Here is a 22433-nt window from a genome sequence, read left to right on the forward strand (position 1 = left end):
GGCATGTTCCTGTTGATGATCTTCCTCGACTTCGTCTTCGAGGAGCGCGAGCACAAGTGGCTCGCCTGGCTGGAGCGGCCGCTGGCCAAGCTCGGCAAGATCGACATGCTGTCGGTCTGCGTCGCACTGATCATCCTGCTCGTCACCGCGATCACCTTCGCCACCAACGCGCACACCAGCACCGGCCACGCCGACAAGTCGGCCACGGTCCTGCTCTCCGGCGTCGCGGGTCTGATCACGTATCTCGTCGTCGGCGGCCTCTCCGGCTACTTCGAGGGCAAGCTCGAGGAAGAGGAGGAGCGCGAGCACGAGGAGGAGGAGAAGGCCAAGCAGGAGGGCAAGCCGGTCTCCGCGGTCGGCCTGGCCGGCAAGGCGGCGTTCTTCCTCTTCCTGTACCTCGAAGTGCTCGACGCGTCGTTCTCGTTCGACGGTGTCATCGGCGCGTTCGCCATCACCAACCACATCTTCTGGATGGCGCTCGGCCTGGGCATCGGCGCCATGTACGTCCGGTCCCTCACGGTCTACCTGGTCCGCCAGGGCACGCTCGACGACTACGTCTACCTCGAGCACGGCGCCCACTACGCGATCGGCGCACTCGCGGCCATCCTGCTCATCACCATCCGGCACGAGATCAGCGAGATCATCACCGGTCTCGTCGGCGTCTTCCTGATCGCCGCGTCCTTCCTTGCCTCCATCCGCCGCAACAAGGCGCTCGAGGCGCAGGAGAAGGCGGGCGGCGGCCCTGAGGTGAAGGCCGGGGTCTCCTCCGGGGTGTGACGCCCCCGCCATTGAGGAACGCTTCTCTGCGGGGCGGCCGGGAGCTCCCGGCCGCCCCGCGGCGTTGTGCACGGTGCACCGGAAGACTAGGGCGGGGTGGGGCATGGCCATCTGGGACAACTTGTGGCGGGGCAGGGCGGCGCAGTTCGACTCGGGCAGTGCCGCGACCAACTCCATCGGACTGACCAGGCGGAACCCGACCGTCTCGCTCACCAAACAGGGCGCGGCGACAGGGAACCTGCGCGTCAACCTCTCCTGGCGGATGCGCACCTCCGACATCGAGGGCCGCTCGCGCCAGAGCGGACGCCTGCTGCGCAACCCGATGAAGCTCTTCCAGCCGGACGTCGTCCAGGCCCACACACAAGGCATGGTCAACGTCGACCTGGACCTCGGCTGCCTGTACGAGCTGACGGACGGCAGCAAGGGCGTGGTGCAGCCCCTGGGCAGCTTCTTCGGTGACCTGAACGGCCCGCCGTACGTGAAGCTCAGTGGCGACGACCGCTTCGGGGCGCCGTCCGGCGAGACGATCTTCGTCAATCTGGACCACCGCGAGGCGATCAAGCGACTGCTGTTCTTCGTCTACATCTACGACCAGAGCCCGGCCTTCGACCGCACTCACGCGCACGTCACGCTCTACCCGGGCAACGGCCCCCGCGTCGAGATCGAACTCGACGAACGCGCACCGCAGGCCCGCTCCTGCGCGGTGTTCTCGCTCGACAACGTCAAGGGCGAGCTGGTCGTGCGGCGTGAGGTGAAGTTCGTCTACGGCTTCCAAGCGGAACTGGACCGCCTGTACGGCTGGGGCCTCCAGTGGGGTCGCGGCTACAAGTCCCGGACGAGGGCGTAGCGGGCGGGTGCGGGCGTGGCCGAGGCCGGTGCGCGGGCTTGTCCCCTTCCCGCCCCGCCCCTGCCCGAGACCGGGGCTCCGTCCCGTGAACCTGGTACTGCGTTTCGCGCAGTGGTCGGGGTTCCGCCCATGGCCGCCTGAGGCCCTTCGGGCGGTGGTCGGGTCTCTACCTGGGAGGGGGTGCTCGTGCTGTGGTGGTCGGGCTCCGCCCGGGACGACACGCCCGTGCCGTGGGGAGTGTCGGGCTCCCGCCGAGGAACCGGTACCGCGCTCGCGCAGTGGCGCTCAAGCGTCTCCTACGGCCCGGCGACCCTGGGAGGGTTCCAAGCCGTGTCGATGTGCCGCTCGGCGGCAGGCCGGCCCACCGGGCGTACCGCCTCCGCGGGCGGGCTGGATTTCGCTTCGCGAAACGGGTTGCGCCGACTGGGGCGGTTCAAGCCTCTGGGAGTGTCTCCCACGCCCGCCCGGGCGTAGAGACGGCCTGAGGCGCGGGGCCAGGGCCCTAGCTGTTCTGTCCCGGGAGGCAAGTCTCACCCCGACCCCGCCGTCGCTTGAGGCGTGCCTACGGCCGTTGGAACTGCGGGCCCATCGGGGGGAGGCGGAACGTGGGGTCGGGGGCGTACGCCGCTGCCGCGGCCGGCTGCGGGTAGCCGTAGGCCGGCGGCGCCGCAGGGGCGTACGCGGGCGCGGGCTGCGTCACGTCCGACGGCGGATAGCCGTACGCCGGCGCCGACGGCGCCGCAGGTTCCCCGGGGTCCACATCCGGCGCCTCCGCCGCCCCCGACTCGTCCACCGAGATACCGAAGGCCGTCGCCAGCCCCACCAGCCCCGTCGGGTAGCCCTGCGCCACCGCGCGGAACTTCCAGCCGTCGCCACGCCGATACAGCTCGCCGCAGATGATCGCCGTCTCCTCGCCGGTCTCCGGCTTCACGTCGAAGACGGCCAGCGGCTCCCCACCGGCCGCCGCACCGGCGTCATGCAGCAGTATCCGCAGGTCGTGGACGTGCTCGAAGGTGCCGCCGTCCGAGGACGCAGCGATCACCACCTGGTCGACCGACGCGTCCAGCGTCGCCAGGTCGGCCTCGACGGCGTCGGTCAGATGGTCGGCGACCCGCTTCTTCGGCAGCCGCCGCACCAGCCCGGATGGATGGCGCGGCTGGTTGTAGAAGACGAAGTCCTCGTCGGAACGCACACGGCCGTCACTGCCGAGCAGCAGGGCGGAGGCGTCGACATCCGGCACTCCCGCGCCCGGCGTCCAGCGCAGCACGGCCCGTACGGCCGTGGCATCAAGAGGGACGTTCGAGCCCTTCAGCATCGCGTGCGTCATGTCCGTCATCCTGCCTGCACGAGGGCGCCCCGGACAACGCGGGGCCCGGTTCCGGGCCGTACCGTCCCCCACGTGGCCACATGTGGGACAGGGACGAGAAGCGGACGAGTTACCTCGGTTTCATGCGCTTGGGGAACTCTTGACACCTGTGCTTACGTACTATTACCGGCCACATGTTGTCAGGCCCTATCCGGCAGTACGGGGGACTCTTAATGCGTCATTTCGGGCACATCTCGCCCGCTGTCCGGGCGAGGCTGTTCCACCATGAGCCGTGCGACTTCGGCGCCGACTCGCCTTCCCGGACGCTGGCCGCTGCCCTGGGTGCCACCCTGTACAGCCCGGCCACCCGGCCCCGGCTGGCTGACGACGTGCTCAAGCAGGCCGCCCGTGGGGTCGTCTCCATGGTGCTGTGCCTGGAGGATTCCATCGACGACGCCGAGGTGGCCGACGCCGAGGAGAACCTCGTCCGGCAGTTCGCCGAGCTCGACTCGCGTGTCGTGGAAGCGCCGCTGCTCTTCATCAGAGTCCGCACCCCCGAGCAGATTCCGGACCTCGTGAAGCGCCTGGGGTCCTCGGGGCGCCTGCTGTCCGGATTCGTACTACCGAAGTTCACCGAGGACCGCGGCGTACCGTTCCTCGACGCGGCGGCCGGCGCGGAGGCCGACGGCGGACGTCGGCTGTTCGCCATGCCCGTCCTCGAGTCGCCCGAGCTGCTGCACCTGGAGACCAGGACGGAGGCGCTCACCGGCATCGCCCGCACCGTCGACAAGTACCGCGACCGGGTCCTCGCGCTGCGCCTCGGCGTCACCGACTTCTGCTCCGCGTACGGGCTGCGCCGCTCGCCCGACATGACCGCCTACGACGTACGGATCGTGACGTCCGTCATCGCCGACGTGGTCAATGTGCTCGGCCGCTCCGACGGCACAGGATTCACGATCACCGGACCGGTGTGGGAGTACTTCAGGTCCCCGGAGCGCATGTTCAAACCGCAGCTGCGCCGCAGCCCGTTCCTCGAAGGCCGCGCCGAGGAACTGCGCACCACGCTCATCGAGCACGACCTGGACGGTCTGCTCCGCGAGATCGAGCTGGACCGGGCCAACGGCCTGCTGGGCAAGACCTGCATCCACCCCTCCCACGTGCTGCCGGTGCACGCGCTGTCCGTCGTCAGCCACGAGGAGTTCAGCGACGCACAGGACATCCTGCGGCCGGAGCGTGGCGGCGGCGGAGTGCTGCGCTCCTCGTACACGAACAAGATGAACGAGGTGAAGCCGCATCGCGCCTGGGCCGAGCGGACCCTGCTGCGGGCCGAGGTCTTCGGTGTCGCCAAGGAGGACGTCGGTTTCGTGGAACTGCTCGCGGCCGGGCTCGCCGACTGACGACTGCGGCTGACGACACCGACTGCGAGGGCCGGATGCGAGAGCCGGATGCGACTGACGACTGACGATGACGACTGCGACGGATGACGGGGACTGATGACGGGGACTGATGACGGCGAATGTGACCGCGTACCGATGACGGCAAGGGGCGAAGAGAACGTGGTGTGGTCGGGAAGCTGGGTCGCGGAGCGGCTCGGAGTCGAACTCGTCGGCGAGGGACTCCAGGAGCTGCTGGGCCTGGCCCTGCGCCGCAACCCCAAGCGGGCGCACCTGCTGGTGTCGAACGTCCTGGGCAAACATGTGCCGCAGCGGCCCGCGGTGGTCTGGCGTGCGGGCCACGACCTCGGCGTACGCGTCCGGGATCTGCTCGGCGTGGACGAATGCCGACGCGCGGTCGTCCTCGGCTACGCGGAGACGGCGACCGGACTGGGCCACTCCGTCGCGGACGGCATCGGGCTCGCGCCCTACCTGCACTCCACGCGCCGCCCCGTCGACGCAGTGACCCCCGCCGGCGGCTTCGAGGAGTCCCACTCGCACGCCACCTCCCATCTGCTGCTGCCCGAGGACCCGGAACTGCTGGCCGGGACGGGCCCGCTGGTGCTCGTCGACGACGAGTTCTCCACGGGCAACACGGTCCTCAACACCATCCGCGACCTGCACGCGCGCTACCCACGCGAGCGGTACGTGGTCGTCGCACTCGTCGACATGCGCTCCGCGGCCGACCTCGGCCGGCTGGACGACTTCGCGAAGGACATCGGCGCCCGCGTCGACCTGGTGACCATGGCCTCCGGCACGGTCAGCCTGCCGGACGGCGTCCTGGAGAAGGGCCGGGCGCTGGTGGCCCACCACGAGCGCGCGGACGAGGACGCACCCCCGGCCGCGGACCCGCGCCATGTCCGGATCCGCCTCGACTGGCCCGCGGGAGTACCCGACGGCGGACGCCACGGCTTCGGCCCGGCCCACCGCGCCGCGCTTGAGGCAGCGCTGCCCGGGATGGCCGCCCGGGTCGCCGAAGCCGTGGGGGAGGCCCGCCGGGTACTCGTCCTCGGCTGCGAGGAGCTGATGTACGCGCCGCTGCGCCTCGCGCTCTCCCTGGAGCAGGCCGGGGAGGTGCCGGAGGTGTACTACTCCACCACCACCCGCTCGCCCGTCCTCGCCGTCGACCACCCCGGCTACGCGATACGCACCCGGCTGGTGTTCCCCGCCCACGACGACCCGGCCGACGGCCCCGGCGAGCGCTACGCGTACAACGTGGCGGGCGCCGGTTTCGACGCCGTCGTGGCCGTCGTCGACTCGGCCGCCGACACCCCGCAGTTGCACGCGCCCGACGGCCTGCTGGCCGGGCTCGCCGCGCACACCGGGCGCGTCGTGCTGGCGGTCGTCCCTACCTACGTGCCGGAAGACTGCCGCGTACCGGAAAGCAGTCACGTGCCGGAAAACCAAGCGCCCGAAGGACCTGAAAGGCCCTCCATGCTTCCCGAGCCGCTTCGCGGACCCGCGTTCTCCTCCTACGCGCCGGAGGAGGTCGGCTGGCTGCTGCAGGACCTCTCGGACGTGGAGCTCGAAGCGCCCACGGAGGAGCGCGAAGAGGCCATCCAGAGCGGCGGCGCGCACTACGCGGAGTCGCTGCCCGTCGAGTACCAGCCGAGCGAGCAGTACCAGCAGCTGTTCCAGGCCGCGCTCACGCTGTCGGCCGCCCGTATCGCCCGCGCCGTCGGAACCGTCACGGACACCGTCCTCGCCGAACGGACGCCGCGTCCCGTGCTCGTGTCACTGGCCCGCGCCGGCACCCCCGTCGGGGTGCTGATGCGCCGCTGGGCGCGGTACCGGCACGGACTGGACCTGCCGCACTACGCCGTCTCCATCGTGCGCGGCCGCGGCATCGACGCCAACGCCCTGCGCTGGCTCGCCGAGCACCACGACCCGGCCGATGTCGTCTTCGTCGACGGCTGGACCGGCAAGGGCGCCATCACCCGCGAACTGGCCGAGGCGCTGCGGGACTTCCCCGGCTTCGACCCGGAAATCGCCGTACTCGCCGACCCCGGCGGCTGTGTGCGCACGTACGGCACGCGTGAGGACTTCCTCATCCCCTCCGCCTGCCTCAACTCCACGGTCTCCGGCCTGATATCCCGCACCGTGCTGCGCGCCGACCTGGTCGGCCCGGACGACTTCCACGGTGCGAAGTTCTACCGCGAGCTCGCCGGCTCCGACGTCTCCGGCCACTTCCTCGACACCGTCGCCGCCCGTTTCGACGAGGTCGTCTCCGCCGTCGACGCCGACGTCAAGGAACTGCTCTCCGCCGACCGCACCCCCACCTGGGAGGGCTGGGGCGCCGTGGAGCGGATCAGCGAGGAGTACGGCATCCACGACGTGAACCTCGTCAAACCCGGCGTCGGCGAGACGACCCGCGTCCTGCTCCGCCGCGTCCCCTGGAAGATCCTCGCGAGCCGCGGCGCCGGCGCGGACCTCGACCACGTACGGCTGCTGGCCGAGCAGCGCGGCGTACCGGTCGAGGAGGTCGAAGAACTCCCCTACAGCTGCGTCGGGTTGATCCACCCCAAGTACACCCGCGGCGCCACCGGTGGCGACGGCAGGGCGGTGGCCCGGTGACCGTGCTCGTCGCCAGCGACCTCGACCGCACGCTCATCTACTCGAACGCGGCGCTCGGCCTCGGCATGCCCGACGCCGTCGCCCCCCGGCTGCTCTGCGTCGAGGTGCACGAACACAAGCCCCTGTCGTACATGACGGAGCGCGCGGCCGGGCTGCTCACCAAACTCGCCCAGGACACCGTCTTCGTCCCGACCACGACCCGGACCCGGAAGCAGTACCAGCGCATCAGCCTGCCCGGCCTACCGCCCAAGTACGCGATCTGCGCCAACGGCGGACATCTGCTCGTCGACGGCATCAGCGACCGCGACTGGCGCGAAGCCGTCGCGACCCGACTCGCCGCCGAGTGCGCACCTCTCGGGGAGGTCCGGGTCCATCTGAACAGGACCGCCGACCCGGCCTGGCTGCGCAAGGAGCGGGTCGCGGAGGACCTCTTCGCGTATCTCGTCGTCGAACGGTCGCTGCTGCCGGACGACTGGGTCAAGGAACTCGCCGTGTGGGCGGAGGCCCGCGGCTGGACCGTCTCCCTCCAGGGCCGCAAGGTCTACGCGGTGCCGAAGCCGCTGACGAAGAGTGCCGCCGTACGCGAGGTCGCCCGCCGCACCGGCGCCGGGCTGACCCTCGCGGCGGGCGATTCGCTCCTCGACGCCGACCTGCTGCTCGCCGCCGACCGCGCCTGGCGGCCCGGCCACGGTGAGCTGGCGGAGGCGGGCTGGCAGGCCCCGCACGTCGTCGCGCTGCCGCAGATGGGCGTGGCGGCGGGCGAGGAGATCCTGCGGCTGCTGCGACAGGAGGCCCGCCGGTTCCGCCGCGAGCGGCAGGGCATCAGCTCGATCGTGATCCCGCCCGTGCGGTAGGGCCCCGGGGGAGGAGGCGGCGGGCTCGGTGCGTGACCTCGTGAGATGCGTGCCGCCCTCACGCGCGGCAGCCGGGTCTGGTTCGCGTTCTCACGGGGGGCCCGGGCCGGGTTTGGTCTGCGACCTCGCGGGCGGGTGGGCGGTCGCGTCAGCCCGGCCGTTCATACTGACTGGCCTGACTGGCCTGACTGGCCTGACTGGCCTGACCGGCCTGACCGGCCTGACCGGCTGGGTGAGCCCTGGCTCGGGCAGCCCGGGCCAGGACCCGGCCCACCCCACCCCTGCCCGGTCCGCCCCTCCCATGCCGGGTCAGCCGCAGCAGCCGCCTCCGCAGCAGCCCCCGCCTCCGCCCCCGCCACCACTCGGTGCGGGGGCGGCGGACTTCGAGCCGCCGACGGCGACCGCGGAGAGCAGCTTCACGGTGTCGCCATGGCCCTCAGGGCAGTCGGCGGGGGCCGAGGACTCGGCCATCGGGCGGTTCACTTCGAAGGTGTCGCCGCAGGTCCGGCAGCGGAATTCGTAACGAGGCATGTCGCCAAGGCTAGCGGCGGGCACGCGGCTTGGGGGAGAACAGCCGGCGTCCGGTTCTCGGCGGGGGATCGGCCGGGGGTCCGGCGTCGGTTGGGGCGGCCGGTTGCGGGGGGCGCCGGGTCGGCCGGTCCGCGTCTTCGAGGTCGTCCCGGGCCGGTTCCGGGTCGTCCCGGGCCGGCTGGTCCGCGGCTTCGGGGGAGCGCCGGGCGGCGGTTTCCGGGAAGTACCCGGTGTGTGGCTGCCGTGCCGCCAGATCCGCGCGGCGGCGGCGCGCGCGCTGCTCACGCTCGGCCTCCTCGGGGTGGCGGGCTTTCCAGTACGGGTTGTCGTGCGGCAGGGTCGCGCTGACCCGCCCGTACATACCGAAGAACATGAGCATCACGCCCACCACGAAGCTGAACATCACATTCTGGATCCGGAAGGCGAGCGGGTTGAAGCTGCGGTCGAGCAGGGCCAGGTTCACGAAGCCGCTGAGGATGAACAGGATGCCGAGCACCATGTTCACCGTGGAGGCGAAATTGCCGCCGATGATCATGCTGATGAAGAGCAGCAGCCCGACGGCGATGGAGAGAACGCTCAGCGCGCCGTTGGTGCTGAGCCCCGCGACGGTGTCGCCGCGGGTGTCGAAGAAGCCGATCCGGTCGACGAGCCCGAGGATGCCGAACGCGACCAGGACCAGCCCCATCAGCCCGGCGCCGACGCGGTAGAAGCGGCTGAGCCGGTGGTCGACGGGCAGATGCTCGTCCAGCTTGATACGGCGCCTGGCCAGGCCCTGACGCCCTCCGTCGCCCGGGCGGTCCCGGTCCGTTCTCCTCGAGTGCAGTACGTGTGCGGCCATCGCCGGCCTCCTTCGCACGTGCGCGTGAACGCGGAATCCCAGGATCCGCCCCGTGCCGCAGCGCGACAACCGGCGGCGCGCGGCCCCACGGGTTTGCGGCGCGTCACGGGAGCCCGGCGCACCTCGGCGGCCCGGCGTGGTGCCGGGCCCGGCGCCGGCACGAGCCGGCGGTGCCACGGGGGCCGGTCGTGCCATGAGCGCGCGGCGCCACGAGCGTGCGGCGTTATTGGCTGAGCGTGCGGCGTCACGAGCGTGCGGCGTTATTGGCTGAGCGTGCGGCGTCACGAGCGTGCGGCGCCATTGGGTGAGCGTGCGGCGCCATTGGGTGAGCGTGCGGTGACACCGAGCCCGGGGTGGACGAGCCTGCGGTGCCGTGAGGCCGTGGTGCTCGCAAGCCCCGGGGCGCATGGCTCAGCCGCCGCCGGAGCCCCGGTCCTCGCGGATCTGCTCGACCACGCGGGCCACCGTCCGCCGCACGCCCTCGGTCTCGGTGAGGAAGTGCCAGTAGTCGGGGTGCCTGCCCTGGAGCCCGGTGACGGCACGCTCCAGCCGGGCGACCGAGTCGTCCAGTGGGCGCGCGTGGCGAGGGTCCGGGGTGTTGCGGCCGTCCATCGCAAGGCGTTGGGCGTCACGGATGGCGAACCGGGTGCGCTCGATCTCCTGCTGCGGGTCCTTGGCGACGGCGTTCAGGCGCCGGAGCCGGTCACCGGCGGCGGAGACCGCCTCGTCCGTCTGATTCAGCAGCGCGCGGACCGTACTCAGCAGGGCTGCGGCGTCCGGCCAGCGCTGCTCCTCGCGCGCCCTGCCGGCCTCCGCCAGCCTCTCCTCGGCCTGGCGGACGGCGAGCGCCGCCTGCTCGGGCACGGGCTGCAGGTCCTGCCAGCAGGCGGCCGTGAACCGGCGGCGCAACTCGCTGAGCACCGGCTCGACCTGCGCGGACCGGGTGGTGAGCGCCTGGGCACGGGTACGGAGCGACACCAGGCGCTTGTCGATCTCAGCGGCGCGCTCGGGCAGCCGTTTCGCCTCGGTCAGCACGGCCTCGGCGTCGCGCACGACACGGTCGGCGCGCTGCAGCGTTTCCGGGACGCCGTGCCGCCCGGCGCCTTCGTTGAGCCTGGTCAACTCGGGGCCGAGGGCAGCGAGGCGCGCGGCGAGGTCGTCCGCTCTCAGACCGGAGCTGCGGACCGAATCAAGAGCGCCGCTCGCAGCAATGAGCGCCTGTCGCGCCCGTTCTACGGCCGGCGCCAGTCTGGCCAACTGGGTCTCCGCCTTGTCGAGCAGAGGCCCGAGCCCCTGCTCGAACCGGTCGAGATCCCCCTTCACCCGGACCAACTCGTCCTTCGCCCGGGTCAGCTGCGTGCGCGCCTGCGCCGCGACCGACGCCTCCAGGTCGTCCCGATCCAGATCATGCGCATCGACGGCGGAGATGTAGGCGTGGCTCACCTCATCGATCCGCCGCCCCAGAGCGGCGAAGTCCTCCACCGCGCGGCGCGCGCCCGGTGAGCTGTCCACCGCCGTGATCGTCTCGATCGAGATCCGCAGGTCCCGCTGCGCGGTGTCCAGCTCGTAGAACGCCGCCGCAGCGGCGTCCTTCGCGGCTTGCGCGTCCGCCCGCTGACTCTCGCTCCTCCCGCCGAACCAGCGCCGCGTCCCCCCGCCCCCGGCGAACGCGGCGGGCAGCAGCGCGGCAGCGGCCGCCAGCACCGGCACGGGGACGAGCATCAGCGCCACGACACCCCGCAGGTCACGCCGGACACCCCGGTAGACCCGCCTGAACCCCCTGGGCGCACTCGTGGGAACACTCCGGACGGCGAGCGCTCGTGCCTCATGGCGCGGCCGTGCGTCTCTCGCCGTCACATCCCTCTCCCGTGCTGCGTCCGCCCTGCCCGGTCCCGGTGCGGTTAATTCTCCCACCAGGTAAAGACGAACACACGGGCCCTTTAGTTCGCGCTGAGCACGACGACTTCGCCGTTGTCACTGACGGCCTTGACGACGTGGCTGCTGCCGGCGTCGGTCGGCACGGCGACGTCCACTCCCCCGTTGTCGCTCCTGGCGTCGACCGCGTACGGTGCCCCGGCCGCCGGCAGGCGGATCTCGACGCGCCCGTTGTCACTCGCGGTCTCCACCAGGTCGGGCACGCCGGCCAGCTCGAGCCGCACCGACCCGTTGTCCGATGTGGCGACGATGTTCTTCCCGGTCACCCGCTCCGCGACGACGCTGCCGTTCTCGCTGTCCAGCTCCAGCGCCCCGCTGGAGTCGGTGACCGTCACACTTCCGTTGTCGGACCGCAGCTTCAGCGCGGTCGCGAACCCGCTCGCCCGCACACTCCCGTTGTCGTCGTCCACGGTCACGGCGGTACCCCGCGGCACCTTCACGGTGTGCAGGGCCACGCAGTCGCCGGCGATGGCGTCACACTTCACCTTGAGCGTGAGCGTCCCGTCCTTCATCTTCCACGTGGGGTCCGGCCCGTTCCCGAAAAGCACCCACCCGTCGACCTGCCGGGTCACCTCCACCTCCTCCACATCGGCCGGCATCAGCTCGATGTCCGAGTTATCGGATTCGATGGTCAGGGTCGTGCCGCTGAACGGGAACGACTTCCTCTCCACAGGCGCCTCACCGGCGTCCGCACTCCCGCACCCGACGAGCCCCACCCCGAGCAGCAGCACCCCGGAGAAGGCGAGCCCGCCCCGTACGGCAGGACGGCGATGGCGACGGACTCGGCTTGGCATGGCGATCGTTCCCCCAGGTAGCTCTCTGTGATGTTCCTTCACCGTACGAGTGCATCGGGCCCGGGATCGATCCGGCCGCCCACCGTCTCCCGGGTGGGGCTACCCCCCGTACGCGGCGGAGCCCCGTCCGGCCGACCGGTGCCGGCGGAACGGTTTGGAGCTGCACGGTGTACGCCATGTACGCTGTTGCCTCATCCACGGGTGCGTAGCTCAGGGGTAGAGCGCTGCTCTTACAAAGCAGATGTCGGCGGTTCGAAACCGTCCGCGCCCACAGTGAATAGCCGCAGGTAGCGGCAGGGTTCGGCCCTCCGGCCATGATCGACTGGAGGGCCACGGGGACGGCGCGTCTCTCCAGGCGCGCCAGATGTACACCGTCCGTGACCTGCGCGTGTGGGCGGGGAGGCTCGCCGCACAGGGGACCCCCCGCCGCATGTGTCGGCGAAGGTTTGGTTTTCACATTGGACCGCCCCACCCCGCAATGGGGAGGGGCGGTTTGCTCTGACCGAACGGAGCGGGGACGACACGACCGCAGCGGATGCACGGACGCTGGTGGTCATCCCCTGCCCCGCCGATCGGTTTCCCGATCGGCGGGCGTTCATGGCCCGAGTCCTCGTGGGGTGCCCCCGCCGCGTCATGATCAACCATTTTGCGGTGCACCGTAAAGACATATGGATCATGGCCCCGCGAGCGTGTGCAGGTGCACCACAGCCGATGCCAGCCGACCGCGTCATTGCCAGACGCCGGGCCATCGGCGACCAGACGCGCGCCGCCCGCCTCCATGCGAACCTCTCCCACGAGCAGGTCGCCCTACGTGACGGCATCCGCATCGCGACCTACAGCAACGTCGAGCAAGCTCACGTCGCGGCGAAGCTCGACACCCTGCACCGCATCGCCGACGCGATCGGCGTCCCACTGGCCGACCTCGTACAAGAGCGAGCCCCGGCCGGCCTGCGACGGGGGACGCGGGCCGAACGGGGCGGTAGAGGTGAACGTCAGGGCTTCGACGGAACGGGGAAGATCCGCCCCGGCCTGGGTGCCGGCGGGTTACGAGACGGCGGTTCCTGCGTGCGCTTCCACGCGGCGACCAGCTCGGCGTACCGCGGGTCGATCCGGCCTCGATGTGCCCGATCGTGTGGTCGATGAGGTGCTGGTCCCACCGGCCGGGGTCCGGCTGCTGCGGCACGTGGTGCACGAAGTTCCCGAACCGCAGGCACAGCCGCCAGTACAGGTTGGTGTGCAGGAGGAGCGCGTGCCAGCCCTCGTCCACCACGCGGCTGGGGACGAGGCCGTGGCCGGGGTTGCGGGCGGCGGTGGCGACGAACGCGATCGTGTCTTCGAGGATCGCGTCGGCCATCTCCGGGTCCATGCCGTAGTTGTTGTTGAGGATGGTCATGCGGACGGAGTTGAACTCCGGGTCGGAGAGCAGCGCGCGGGGCGAGTTGCGGGCGGGGATGGGGGTTCCGGGCGGGTCGGGTACGGGCTGGGACATGGTTGGTTCCCTTCGTCGTGGTGGTGGTGGGCCCGCTCCCGCCGTCGACCTGTCCAGGGGCGTGGCGGCCGGAGCGGGAGTCAGTAAGTGATCAGCTGTGCCCATAGGCCGTAGCCGTCGATGGAGACACCGGACGTGGTGGCCAGTTGGCCGATGATCTGGGCACCGGGGCCGTGCATCTGGAGGACGGCAGCGGGTCCGGGCCGGTCGCGGTGATGCGGATGCGGCGCCCTGCGGTGGAGACAGCCATGTCGATGACGTCGGGGCGGTCGACCCGGCTGCCGAGGATGGCGACGAACAGTTCGTGCGCGACGAGCGGGGCGCCTTCGTGGGATACGTGGCTGGTCGTCCAGTCGCGGACGGTCTTGGCCTCTTCGGGTAATCCCACCCTGCGGATAGGACAGGGGGTGCCGGTGCTGCGGTACACACGGCGACACATCGCAGACACCGGGCGGATCGTCGAGGTGGCGCACCCGATCGTGCGCCGCGGTGACACCACGGTCGTAGACTTCGCCATCGACCTGGCTTGACTCCTGACGCGCGTTTGACCGCCGCTGGCCCAGAGCGCGACGAAAGCACCCCCCGTCCAGCCACTTAGGCCAGAACGGGGGTGCTCGCTGGCTCAGTAGTCGCCGGAGCTCCGGAGATCCTCCGTCACCTGCTGCCGAAGGCCCGGACAGAAGGACTCACTCCCAGGACGAACAGCTCCTGAGCATCCTCCTTCTTCGTCCCCCACCCGGCCCCGATCGGATACAGCGCCCCCGCGTCGTCAACCGGCTCCCCTTAAACACCTGGACCGGCGAAGCACTGCGGGCGGCAGCCGCCCAAGTCGCCCTGCTGGTCGCGCAGAACCGCTACGACCTGCGCCGCACACCGACCTTCCACCCCTGTATCGCTGCGGCGGAAGTCTTCGCCGAAACATTCCACGAGACCGCAGGCCGTCAACGGCGTCGCCGGACCCAGCTCATCACCCGAAGAGGCCGGCACCACATTCACCGCGATGTTCTGGATCGGCGACGGCAGCAGTCGGAGGCCACTCGGATCGAACCAGGGCGGGTGATCAGCCGCCCACCCGTCCACGGAGCCGCACACGGCGCCCCCGAGCCGGGGGCGGGCGGTGCTACTTGGCCGCCGCCGAGGTCGTGCCGTTGGCAAAGGGGCTACCCCGGATCAGCGAAACCCACGCGCTCCGCTAGCATGTTCGAGCCCATAGCGATCATCTTGAAATATCACAACTCGGTTGAAACATTGATATCCACACTAACGCGAGGGTCTTCGCGGCGAGGCGGCAGCCCTCCGTTGCCTGCATGGCGGCAACCACGCGTCGTGCTGTGGGTCGCGGTGAGTGCGGTGGGCCTCGGATTCCTCATCGCACTGGAGATCGCCGCGCGTCGGTACGGCGAGCGGGGGCCGATCAGCGACCAGGCGCGAGAGGTGATATTCGCCCCCAAATCGGGGACGGTGCTGTACGTCAGCATGGCGTTGATGCTGGTGGTGCTCACCTGGCGGCAGCGGTTCATCGCGGTCGGCGCCGCGATCGGCATCGACATCGCCTTCTGGCTCGTACGGTCGGCGGTCGACGCAGAGATGATGGTGGGCAACGGCGCGCTGTGGGTGACCCTGGCCTGTGCCGTCATCGCCGTCACGCGCCGCACCGGACGTGACCGCGTCCTGCTGCTGAAGGGCGTCGGACTGGCCCTGCTGCTCGTGGCCGGCCGCAAGACCGGCTACACCTGGCTGCTGATCACGTCGGAGACGCGCCCGACGGTGCTCGACCAGTACGTGGCGACCGCCGATCGCGCGTTGGGGGACCCGTCGTGGATCGTGGGCCGGATGGTCGAGGCCACCGGCCCGGTCGGCGCCCATGTCCTCGACTGGGTCTACGTGCAGCTCGCGGTCGCCGCTGTCGTCGTCGCGCTGTACCAGCTGCGCAACGTGGCGGCCGAGCGCCGCTTCCCGGGCCATCACCTGGTGCGCACGTTTCTGGTCATCGGCCTGCTGGGGCCCGGCTTCTACATGATCTTCCCGGTGGTCGGACCGATCTTCGCCTACGGGGCCGACGGGGGACACTGGGCGGTGGCCGACCTGTGGCCGGACACGCCGCCGCCGCTCGGCACCCCGCAGCCGATGCCCTTCGACGGCGTCACCCCGCGCAACTGCATGCCCAGTCTGCACACGGCGTGGGCCACCGCGATCTTCATCCACTCCCTCAAGGGCCCGTGGGCCCTGCGCTTCCTGGGCACGTTCTGGCTGATCGCGACGCTCGGCGCAACGCTGGGCTTCGGCTATCACTACGGCGCGGACATCATCGCCGGTGTGGTCTTCACTCTCACGATCGAGACGGCGCTGCGCGCGCAGGACCGCGGTTGGGACCGGGCGGGTATCCGGATGGTCGCCTACGGAACCGCGGTCTTCGCCGCGTTCCTGGCGTCGTATCGCTATCTGTCGGTGGAGATGGCCGAACAACCGTGGGTGTTCGGGCCGCTCCTCGTCCTGGCGACGGCCTCGGTGGTCTACGGCTACGCGCGGACCACCACACGGTGGGACCGGAGGCCCGCCTCGGTGCAGCTGCCGGAACCGCGACGTGAACTGCGGCCCGAACTGGTGGAGTCGGATGCGGTCGGTGCGGTCGGTGCGGTCGGTGCCGACCGAGGCGGCCGGAACTGAGCAGCAGGAAGGCGCGGCGAGACACACGTCACATCGGGGCCCGTCACATCGTGCCGAGTCGCTCCGTCAGAGAGGTGTAACCACCGGAACAACGCCAAGGAGCGCACCATGGATGCTCGCCTGAACCTCTTCCACAACCCGGTCGCGGCCAAGTTCGTGAGGCACCTCGTCTCTTCGGGCAAGGCGGTCTCGGACTCTGCGCTGCCGGCCGCTACGCAGGAGCTGGTGAAGATCCGCGCCAGCCAGATCAACGGCTGCGGCTTCTGCACCGACATGCACACCAAGGACGCCGCGGCGGCCGGGGAGACCTCGACGCGCCTCCACCTTGTCGCGGCCTGGCGCGAGGCCACCGTGTTCACCGATGCCGAGCGCGCCGCGCTGGAGCTGACGGAGCAGGGCACCCGCATCGCCGACGCGGCCGGTGGCGTCACGGACGGGGCGTGGGCGAATGCCGCCAAGCACTACGACGAGGAGCAGCTCGCCGCCCTGGTCTCGCTCGTCGCCCTCATCAACGCCTTCAACCGCGTGAACGTCATGGTCCAGCAGCCTGCGGGCGACTACCAGCCGGGGCAGTTCGGCTGACGCGGAGCAGCACCTGGCGGAAGCGGCAGGTGCAGTCTCGCGCCGGCGGTACACGCCTCGTGCCGTCGTCGCCGGGCCCCGTGGGCATGTACCGGGGCGCGGCGGTCCGGTTGCCCCAAGGGAAGCGGCCAGGGGCGCCTGGCGGTCCGGTTGCCCAGGGGGAAGCGGCCAGGGGGCCTCGCAGGAGTCATGCCGGCGTCATGACGGCACGGGACCGCGATCTGCCCTGCGGCGCAGCTCTCCGCTCGCCAAGGCGACATACGCGGCGCCGGCGAAGAGCACGCCCGGAACGGCGAACAGGTTGCGCTGGTCCTTCGCAAGGACTGCCTCGTACCGACTCCGGGAGACCTCGACCCTGCCGCGCGCGTGCGGCGTCGTGTCGTGGGCGAAGTACCGGCCGTCCTTCACCCCGGGTCACCGGCCCTCTCCTCCTGCGTGGGCGGTACGCCGCCGGGCAACCCCGCAACCCCGCAACCCCGCCGCCCCGGCGTCCGGGCGGGCCACCGGGCCCAGCGCCTGGCCGCCCTGCCCGCGCGGCCCCGGTTGAGGGCGCCGGGCCCCGGCGTAACCTGAAGAGCACGAGGGTTCAAGGGGGTGTGGGGGGTGTGAGGAGGCTGCGTCATGGGCACGTCGACCGTCGCCGCACGTGACATCCCCCGGACCGACCCCGCACGGGCGCGCGAGGTCAACGAGGCGGAGATCCGCGCCTCGCTCGCGCTCATGGGCTCGCTGCGCCCCGACGCGTGGTCGCGGCCCACGGCCTGTACGGGCTGGACCGTGCGGGACATGGTCGCCCACGAGGTCGGGCAGTACGAGGAGTTGGCCAAACCGTGGCTCATGATCAGCCGGGTCCGTCGTGCCCGTGTCACGCATCCCTCGCTCGGCGCGCTCGACGGGCACAACGAGAGCCAGATCGAGGACCGGGACGAGGAGCCCGGCCCGGAGCTGGTGCGGGACTTCGCGGGGCTGGCGCCTCGCGGCACACGGTCCCTGCGGCGGACGCCCGCCCCGGTACGGCGGCGAATGCGGCTCAGTATGGTTCTCCCGGAGGGCCGGGCGCTTCCGGAGGACTCCATGGAGTACCTGAACAGCGTTCTCGTCGCCCGTGACACCTGGATGCACCGGGTGGACATCAGCGACGCCGTCGGGGTCGAGCCGGTGCTCGACGACCACGACCGCGAAATCGTGAACCAGGTGGTGCTGGACCTGGCGCTCGGCTGGACAGGCCCGCCCTGCATGCTGGAGCTGACGGGCCCGGCCGGTGGCGCCCACCGACTGGGGAGCGGCCCGCCGGTAGCCACCTTGAGGGCGGACGCGGTGGACTTCGCCCGGCACGTGTCGGGGCGGCAACCGCGCGGCGAACTGCGCTACGAGGGCGACGAGGACGGGGTGGCGGCGCTCGTCGCGGCGCGGGTCTGGTTCTGAGCGCGCGCTGACCGGGAGCCGGCGTCGACCTGAGCGGGAACCGGCGGCAGCATCGAGCGTGGAGCCGACGGCGGTCTCCGCAGATCAGGCTGTCAGTGGATGAAGCTGTAGCTGCGCCAGGGCCCCGCGCCCGGGGCGGGGACATCGGACGTGCCCGACGGTACGTAGATCGACTCGTCACCGGAGCAGTCGTCCGTCGGGTAGAAGACGGCGTCGACCTCCGTGTTGTTCTCGACGGCGACGGCACCCGGGGGCTCGAACCGGTGGCAGCCCGTGATGCGGGGGCTCGTCACCGTCGTGTGGTGACCGTGCTCGCCCTCGTAGACGACCGTCCCCACGGCGGTCCGGTCGAGGCCGGAACAGCCAGCGGCGGTGAGGGCGAGGAGCAAGGTCCCCGCAGCGACGGCGGCATGCCGGTAGGGGGTCACGGACATCTGCGCTCCTCGTCCGGTCGAAAGGGGTCTGGTGAAGGAACGGGTCTGGTGAAGGTCCTGGCGAAGGCCACCTTGCCGCTTCGCCCGGGTCAGGGCATCCGGGGCGCGGCCGGGCGGGGTAACCGGCGGCCGCCGGGGGCACCGTGACGACGGAGGGGGACGGGCGGCGGCCTGCGCCCCGGCCTCAGGCAGACGGCAGACGGCAACAACCCGGTCTCAGTCAGCGGCAACACGGCCTCAGTCGGCCCCTCAGCCCGGCCTCAGGCCGACGGCAGGCGGCAGGCGGCCGTCGTCGTGGGGGACTCGAGGCGGGCCCGGCTATACAGTACGAAGATCCTGCGACTTCAACGGGTGGGGGCCGCCATGGCACTTTTCGGGAACGCGCACACGGTTGATCCGGGGCAGGCGCAGCACGAATACGCGCGACTCCTCGGGCAGGGCGAGCGGGTGCAGGCCGCGTACGTGCTCATACGTGACACGATCCTGTTCACCGACCGCCGGCTGGTCCTCGTGGACAAGCAGGGGATCACCGGGCGGAAGGTCGAGTACCACTCGGTCCCGTACCGCAGCATCACGCACTTCTCCGTCGAGACCGCCGGTACGTTCGACCTCGACGCGGAGCTCAGGATATGGATCTCCGGCACTCCCGCGCCGATCCAGAAGACGTTCACGAAGGGCGTCGACATCTACGAGGTCCAGGCCATCCTGACGCAGTTCGTCGCGAGGTAGCCCTGCGGGGCGTCGCGGCATCCCGTACGGGCCGCGACCGGTTGGTTCTTCAACCGGTCGCGGTTCCGGGACCGTCGGCCGTCGTCGGCGTCGCGGCACGGGCCTCGCGGCGGAACAGGGCGGTCCACAGGAACGGCTCGCCGAAGTACGCGGAGTCGGGGGCTTCGTCGCGCATACGGCGCAGCTCCACCTCTGTCAGGCCGGAGAAGATCCGGCGCAGGGACTCCGGCGTGTAGGCGAGTCCGCCGTGCAGCCCCGGGCGGCCGCGGTAGAAGTCCGCGTCGGGGAGTTCGCTGCCCATCGCGCCGGCCGCGAAACAGGTGAGTGCGAAGTGGCCGCCGGGGGCGAGGACCCGGTCGAGCAGGGCGAGGTAGCTGACGCGGCGGTGCGGCGGCAGGTGGTGGAAGCAGCCGGAGTCGTAGACGAGGTCGTACGGGCCGGTCAGTTCCGCGACGGTGAGCTCGAAGGCGTCACCGCAGTGGAAACGCACCCTGGCTCCGGCCTCACGGGCGCGTTCCTCGGCCCAGGCGAGGGCCGTCGGCGAGAGGTCGACCGCGTCCACGTCGAACCCGGCGGCTGCCAGGTGCAGTGCGTTGCGGCCCGGACCGCAGCCCAGGTCGAGTGCCCGGCCGGGGGTGAGCAGACATTGCCCGAGGTACGCGGCCAGACTCTCGTCGGCCTTCCCCACGAAGAACGGCACCGGTCTGGTGCGGTCGGTGTAGAAGTCGTCCCACCAGCCGGAACCCTGTGCCGTCCAGCGGTCCGCAGCAGGTGCGAACAGCTTGTCCATGAGCTTCAGCACGTCGTCGACGGTGCGTATGTCCCGGTCCATCCGGCCCCCTTCCAGGTAACCGGAACGGTACGGCCTCACGGGGTGAAATCCCAGCTCAGAGGGGCTGCGGTGAGGACTCGGGTGCGTGTGGAGCAGGCCCGGGCGGCGACGGGGAGGGCGTCACCCGCGGAGGGCGCGCTCCGGGGCGCACGGTACCGCGGGGGGACGTCACGGGGGCTTCCCGGGCGGCGCCGGGACCGGTTTTTGACCGGACGTTCGACACCGCCGAGGAACCGGCCCACGCGGCACCCCGTTCCTCGACACCGCCGAGGAACCGGGCGCCGGTGGGCCGGCCCGTCCTATCCGAGGGCCGCGAGGAGTTCGTTGCACGCCCGCTCGCAGCTTCGGCACGCCTCGGCGCAGATACGGCAGTGCTCGTGCATGTCCGCGTGGCGCGCGCACTCGTCCGCGCACGCCGTGCAGGCGGTGGCGCACGCCTGCACGATCGCGCGGGTGATGTTCGCGTCGTAGCCGGTGTGGCGTGAGAGCACGGCGGCGGTGGCGGCGCAGATGTCGGCGCAGTCCATGTCGGTGCGGATGCACTTCGTCAGGTCGCCCACCATGCCCTCCGACAGGCAGGCGTCCGCGCACGCGGTGCACGCCTGGGCGCAGGCGGTGCACTCCTCGATGCACCGGGTGAGGGCCTCCCGGTCGACGTCGCCGAGGTCGGCGGGGTAGGTGTTCAGCATGTCCTTCACGGACGTGGTCGTGGCCATGGTGACCTCCTGATCGGTTCTTCGTCGGGCGGTGCGTGCCGGAGCGGCGACGGGCGCGGTTCGCGCGGGCGGCGGGGGCCTGCCCTGATCACGCCATGGTGTCGAGGACCTTGTTCACACCGCGGCGCCGGCCCGGAGCAGGTCGTTCATCTCCCGGGCGGACATCTCGGCCCCGTACAGGCGCGAGCCCGGCTGATGGCTGCGGCCGCCGTGACCGATGTCGCCCGCGTCGACCGGGTCGAAGCCGATGTCCCGGATGAGCCCCGCGACCACGGCCTTCGCCTCCGTGTCGGTCCCGGAGACGGGGATGGCCGGCCGGTCCGGGTCGCCCTTGCTCCGGCCCCGGTCGCGAAGGTTCTGCCAGTGGATCGCGTTGAACGCCTTCACGAGGTCCGCGTCCGTGTGCGCCCTGATCTTCTCGCTGGAGGTGGTGCTGTCGTTGTCCAGGTCGGGGTCGTGCCCGTCGCGCTCGGGGTAGTAGTTGCAGGTGTCGATCACGACCTTGTCCTTGAGGGCGTCCGCCGGCAGCTCCTTGTAACGCCCGTACGGGATGCTGACCACGACGACCTGGCCGAACTCGGCCGCCTCCCGCGCGGAGACCGCCCGGAGCCCGCCGCCGACCTCCTCCACGAGTCCGGCGAGCGTGTCCGGCCCCCTCGAGTTGCTGATGACCACGTCATGGCCGATACGCACGAAGTGGCGGGCCAGGGTGGAACCGATGTGGCCTGCGCCGATGATGCCGATCCTCATGAGGGCCTCCGTAGGTTCTCGCAACGCTCCTCCGCCGTCGTCCCGACCGGGGGCTGCGGGCGACGAGTGCCCTGACCACGTACGAGGAAACGACCTTGCGCCCCGATGCCCCCGCTGCCCCCGGAGGCGGCGGAGCGTCGAGTTGCGGAGGGCGGTGGGGGGCGGATGGTGGAGATGGTGCCGGTGGGTCGGGTGGGGCCGGTGCCGGCGAATGGAAGGAGCCGGGCATGGCCGACCGCAGGAAGGACGTACGGGGCGTGGTCGCCGCCGTGGTGCTGCTGGTCGTGGCGCTGACCGCCGCGCAGAGCGGGGCGGTGGCGAGCGTGCGCCAGCCGACGCCGTCCGTGCCGCCGATCACGCTCAGCGGTACGGGGCAGGAGGTGACCGACGAGTTCGCGTTGACCGACGGGCTGGCCGTGGTGCGGTCGGAGTGTGTCTCCTGCACGGGGAACTTCATCGTGGAGATCCTCGACGACCGGCGTCAGGTGAAGGACCTCGTCGTCAACCGGACCGGGTCGTACGAGGGCAGCAAGGGCGTCGGCGTGAGCGCCGGAGACCATGTGCTCCAGGTGGACGCGGACGCTCCCTGGACCGTCGAGATCACGCAGCCGGGCGTCCCGTCGTCCGCTGCCGCCCTGCCGCAGAGCTGGTCGGGCAGCTCAGACCGTCTGGAAGGGCCCTTCGAAGCGGACCGGGCGGTCACTGTGGCGGCGACCCACACCGGTGACGGCACCTTCGTCGTCACGGTCGTCGACTCCGAGGGCAGGGCCCAGGACCTGGTCTTCAACGAGATCCGCGACTTCGGGGGCTCGGCCGTCGCGAGGATGCGGAGCGAAGGTCCGTACTACGTCAACGTGACCTCGGAGGGCACCTGGAGCCTGACGCTGACGGAGCCGTAGGGCGGCGGGGTCACCGGCCCG

The 22433-nt window shown here is 71.1% G+C and carries 21 protein-coding genes and 1 tRNA gene; 12 read left to right on the forward strand and 10 right to left on the reverse strand.

Translation table 11 applies throughout. From position 1 onward, the window contains the following. Both AB0903_RS31180 and AB0903_RS31185 read left to right on the forward strand, forming a co-directional pair. Positions 1–777: DUF475 domain-containing protein (locus AB0903_RS31180; protein ID WP_366708096.1), on the forward strand; the 777-nt coding region annotated here is incomplete at its 5' end. A 103-nt stretch (positions 778–880) separates the two neighbouring features. Then, entirely contained in the window at positions 881–1624 is a 744-nt protein-coding gene (locus AB0903_RS31185) for a Tellurium resistance (RefSeq protein WP_366708097.1), read from the forward strand. A gap of 562 nt (positions 1625–2186) precedes the next feature. On the opposite strand, the gene AB0903_RS31190 is transcribed toward AB0903_RS31185, so the two are convergent. Beyond that, a complete protein-coding gene (locus AB0903_RS31190; RefSeq protein ID WP_366708098.1) occupies positions 2187–2960 on the reverse strand; it encodes a TerD family protein in 774 nt (257 codons plus the stop codon). 203 nt (positions 2961–3163) lie between these two features. Between AB0903_RS31190 and AB0903_RS31195 the strand changes: the two genes are divergently transcribed. The 3 genes from AB0903_RS31195 to AB0903_RS31205 all read left to right on the forward strand — a co-directional run bounded on the left by AB0903_RS31195 (position 3164) and on the right by AB0903_RS31205 (position 7791). Then, positions 3164–4327, forward strand: a complete 1164-nt coding sequence (locus tag AB0903_RS31195) for an HpcH/HpaI aldolase/citrate lyase family protein (protein WP_366708099.1) — start codon at positions 3164–3166, stop codon at positions 4325–4327. 135 nt (positions 4328–4462) lie between these two features. After that, positions 4463–6937, forward strand: coding sequence for a phosphoribosyltransferase (locus AB0903_RS31200; RefSeq protein ID WP_366708100.1), 2475 nt, complete (start codon positions 4463–4465; stop codon positions 6935–6937). After that, complete coding sequence (locus AB0903_RS31205) at positions 6934–7791, forward strand: HAD family hydrolase (protein WP_366708101.1); 858 nt, start codon at positions 6934–6936, stop codon at positions 7789–7791. The genes AB0903_RS31200 and AB0903_RS31205 overlap by 4 nt, the downstream gene beginning before the upstream one ends. Before the next feature lie 309 nt (positions 7792–8100). Here AB0903_RS31205 and AB0903_RS31210 read toward each other — a convergent pair whose 3' ends face one another. From AB0903_RS31210 to AB0903_RS31225, 4 genes are all read right to left on the reverse strand, one after another. After that, positions 8101–8322 (reverse strand): zinc ribbon domain-containing protein, encoded by a 222-nt coding sequence (locus tag AB0903_RS31210; protein ID WP_366708102.1) that lies wholly within the window; start codon positions 8320–8322, stop codon positions 8101–8103. A 10-nt stretch (positions 8323–8332) separates the two neighbouring features. Then, positions 8333–9091 carry a DUF4383 domain-containing protein gene (locus tag AB0903_RS31215; protein WP_366708121.1) on the reverse strand — a complete coding sequence of 253 codons (759 nt, stop codon included), beginning with the start codon at positions 9089–9091 and terminating at the stop codon, positions 8333–8335. A gap of 480 nt (positions 9092–9571) precedes the next feature. Continuing rightward, positions 9572–10903: a hypothetical protein gene (locus tag AB0903_RS31220; RefSeq protein WP_366708122.1), complete on the reverse strand. Its 1332-nt coding sequence runs from the start codon at positions 10901–10903 to the stop codon at positions 9572–9574. A gap of 197 nt (positions 10904–11100) precedes the next feature. Beyond that, positions 11101–11889, reverse strand: a complete 789-nt coding sequence (locus AB0903_RS31225) for a DUF4097 family beta strand repeat-containing protein (protein WP_366708103.1) — start codon at positions 11887–11889, stop codon at positions 11101–11103. A gap of 199 nt (positions 11890–12088) precedes the next feature. On the opposite strand from AB0903_RS31225, the gene AB0903_RS31230 reads away from it, so the two are divergent. The 4 genes from AB0903_RS31230 to AB0903_RS31245 all read left to right on the forward strand — a co-directional run bounded on the left by AB0903_RS31230 (position 12089) and on the right by AB0903_RS31245 (position 16627). After that, positions 12089–12160 (forward strand) — tRNA-Val (locus tag AB0903_RS31230). A gap of 440 nt (positions 12161–12600) precedes the next feature. Beyond that, entirely contained in the window at positions 12601–13032 is a 432-nt protein-coding gene (locus tag AB0903_RS31235; RefSeq protein WP_366708104.1) for a helix-turn-helix transcriptional regulator, read from the forward strand. A gap of 1672 nt (positions 13033–14704) precedes the next feature. Then, on the forward strand, positions 14705–16045 hold the full coding sequence (locus AB0903_RS31240; RefSeq protein WP_366708105.1) for a phosphatase PAP2 family protein: 1341 nt from the start codon (positions 14705–14707) through the stop codon (positions 16043–16045). Positions 16046–16153: 108 nt separating this feature from the next. After that, positions 16154–16627, forward strand: coding sequence for a carboxymuconolactone decarboxylase family protein (locus AB0903_RS31245; protein WP_366708106.1), 474 nt, complete (start codon positions 16154–16156; stop codon positions 16625–16627). Positions 16628–16825: 198 nt separating this feature from the next. Here AB0903_RS31245 and AB0903_RS31250 read toward each other — a convergent pair whose 3' ends face one another. After that, positions 16826–17035 (reverse strand): hypothetical protein, encoded by a 210-nt coding sequence (locus tag AB0903_RS31250; protein ID WP_366708107.1) that lies wholly within the window; start codon positions 17033–17035, stop codon positions 16826–16828. A gap of 213 nt (positions 17036–17248) precedes the next feature. Here AB0903_RS31250 and AB0903_RS31255 point away from each other — a divergent pair, with 213 nt between their 5' ends. Then, entirely contained in the window at positions 17249–18052 is an 804-nt protein-coding gene (locus AB0903_RS31255) for a maleylpyruvate isomerase family mycothiol-dependent enzyme (RefSeq protein ID WP_366708108.1), read from the forward strand. Between the two features lie 92 nt (positions 18053–18144). On the opposite strand, the gene AB0903_RS31260 is transcribed toward AB0903_RS31255, so the two are convergent. Beyond that, the gene (locus AB0903_RS31260; RefSeq protein WP_366708109.1) at positions 18145–18486 is read right to left on the reverse strand and encodes a hypothetical protein; all 342 of its coding nucleotides are present in this window, start codon (positions 18484–18486) and stop codon (positions 18145–18147) included. 363 nt (positions 18487–18849) lie between these two features. Here AB0903_RS31260 and AB0903_RS31265 point away from each other — a divergent pair, with 363 nt between their 5' ends. Further along, a complete protein-coding gene (locus AB0903_RS31265; RefSeq protein ID WP_366708110.1) occupies positions 18850–19215 on the forward strand; it encodes a PH domain-containing protein in 366 nt (121 codons plus the stop codon). A 49-nt stretch (positions 19216–19264) separates the two neighbouring features. Here the strand turns inward: AB0903_RS31265 and AB0903_RS31270 are convergent, their stop codons facing one another. The 3 genes from AB0903_RS31270 to AB0903_RS31280 form a co-directional block, all read right to left on the reverse strand. Beyond that, the gene (locus AB0903_RS31270) at positions 19265–20047 is read right to left on the reverse strand and encodes a class I SAM-dependent methyltransferase (protein ID WP_366708111.1); all 783 of its coding nucleotides are present in this window, start codon (positions 20045–20047) and stop codon (positions 19265–19267) included. A gap of 299 nt (positions 20048–20346) precedes the next feature. Further along, entirely contained in the window at positions 20347–20763 is a 417-nt protein-coding gene (locus AB0903_RS31275; RefSeq protein WP_366708112.1) for a four-helix bundle copper-binding protein, read from the reverse strand. Between the two features lie 114 nt (positions 20764–20877). Beyond that, positions 20878–21513: an NAD(P)-binding domain-containing protein gene (locus AB0903_RS31280; RefSeq protein WP_366708113.1), complete on the reverse strand. Its 636-nt coding sequence runs from the start codon at positions 21511–21513 to the stop codon at positions 20878–20880. 227 nt (positions 21514–21740) lie between these two features. On the opposite strand from AB0903_RS31280, the gene AB0903_RS31285 reads away from it, so the two are divergent. Further along, entirely contained in the window at positions 21741–22412 is a 672-nt protein-coding gene (locus AB0903_RS31285; protein WP_366708114.1) for a hypothetical protein, read from the forward strand. Positions 22413–22433: the final 21 nt, after the last annotated feature.

The sequence above is a fragment of the Streptomyces sp. NPDC048389 genome, from assembly GCF_040706335.1.
GTDB lineage: Bacteria > Actinomycetota > Actinomycetes > Streptomycetales > Streptomycetaceae > Streptomyces.

Bases quoted from the DNA above. Each gene is read 5' to 3' on its own strand.
- AB0903_RS31235 (WP_366708104.1), top strand. From the start codon at position 12,601: ATGCCAGCCGACCGCGTCATTGCCAGACGCCGGGCCATCGGCGACCAG.
- AB0903_RS31190 (WP_366708098.1), bottom strand. From the start codon at position 2,960: ATGACGGACATGACGCACGCGATGCTGAAGGGCTCGAACGTCCCTCTT.
- AB0903_RS31210 (WP_366708102.1), bottom strand. From the start codon at position 8,322: ATGCCTCGTTACGAATTCCGCTGCCGGACCTGCGGCGACACCTTCGAA.
- AB0903_RS31265 (WP_366708110.1), top strand. From the start codon at position 18,850: ATGGCACTTTTCGGGAACGCGCACACGGTTGATCCGGGGCAGGCGCAG.
- AB0903_RS31275 (WP_366708112.1), bottom strand. From the start codon at position 20,763: ATGGCCACGACCACGTCCGTGAAGGACATGCTGAACACCTACCCCGCC.
- AB0903_RS31260 (WP_366708109.1), bottom strand. From the start codon at position 18,486: ATGTCCGTGACCCCCTACCGGCATGCCGCCGTCGCTGCGGGGACCTTG.
- AB0903_RS31285 (WP_366708114.1), top strand. From the start codon at position 21,741: ATGGCCGACCGCAGGAAGGACGTACGGGGCGTGGTCGCCGCCGTGGTG.
- AB0903_RS31225 (WP_366708103.1), bottom strand. From the start codon at position 11,889: ATGCCAAGCCGAGTCCGTCGCCATCGCCGTCCTGCCGTACGGGGCGGG.
- AB0903_RS31245 (WP_366708106.1), top strand. From the start codon at position 16,154: ATGGATGCTCGCCTGAACCTCTTCCACAACCCGGTCGCGGCCAAGTTC.
- AB0903_RS31200 (WP_366708100.1), top strand. From the start codon at position 4,463: ATGACGGCAAGGGGCGAAGAGAACGTGGTGTGGTCGGGAAGCTGGGTC.
- AB0903_RS31280 (WP_366708113.1), bottom strand. From the start codon at position 21,513: ATGAGGATCGGCATCATCGGCGCAGGCCACATCGGTTCCACCCTGGCC.
- AB0903_RS31195 (WP_366708099.1), top strand. From the start codon at position 3,164: ATGCGTCATTTCGGGCACATCTCGCCCGCTGTCCGGGCGAGGCTGTTC.
- AB0903_RS31270 (WP_366708111.1), bottom strand. From the start codon at position 20,047: ATGGACCGGGACATACGCACCGTCGACGACGTGCTGAAGCTCATGGAC.
- AB0903_RS31185 (WP_366708097.1), top strand. From the start codon at position 881: ATGGCCATCTGGGACAACTTGTGGCGGGGCAGGGCGGCGCAGTTCGAC.
- AB0903_RS31255 (WP_366708108.1), top strand. From the start codon at position 17,249: ATGGGCACGTCGACCGTCGCCGCACGTGACATCCCCCGGACCGACCCC.